This is a genomic window from Streptococcus cuniculi, assembly GCF_004570575.1.
In the GTDB taxonomy this organism is placed as follows: domain Bacteria; phylum Bacillota; class Bacilli; order Lactobacillales; family Streptococcaceae; genus Streptococcus; species Streptococcus cuniculi_A.
In genome coordinates, this window is the sequence record NZ_SPPD01000095.1 from 1 (window position 1) to 404 (window position 404).

Below are 404 nucleotides of genomic sequence, written 5' to 3' on the forward strand. Positions count from 1 at the left end.
GGTCAGCTGGTCGTAGACCTGCGTGAATTCCGTGCCACCTGCGCCGGCGGAGGCTTGCATCGGCGCCAGTGCCGCGGCGATCGTCAGCGCGAGGAGGACGGGTACGGCCAGGCTCTTGAGCTGCTTGGCTTGTTCCGCCTGGGCCAGACGGGGTTGGATGTGAGAGAAAAACGTCATGGAAAGCTCCTTGGTGGTTGGAAAAGGGATCAGCGGGGGATGAAGGCAGGCGCCATCCCTTGGTGGCGCACTTCCTGTTCGCCGAACGCCCAGCGTTTCGGCGTGATCTCGGTGAAGACGTAGCTCGACCAGTTCAGGTTGTCCTGGGCGTCCGCCCATGGCGAGATCCAGATGCGCATGACCTGCGCGGCCTCGCGCAGCGGCCGTGCGGCGGGCTCGCCCGGCAC

At 65.8% G+C, this 404-nt stretch carries 1 protein-coding gene; it reads right to left on the minus strand.

The window, feature by feature from the left end; translation table 11 throughout:
- Window positions 1-206: 206 nt before the first annotated feature.
- Window positions 207-404 (minus strand): TraV family lipoprotein (locus tag E4T82_RS12205; RefSeq protein ID WP_167753638.1); only part of this gene is annotated, 198 nt, incomplete at its 5' end.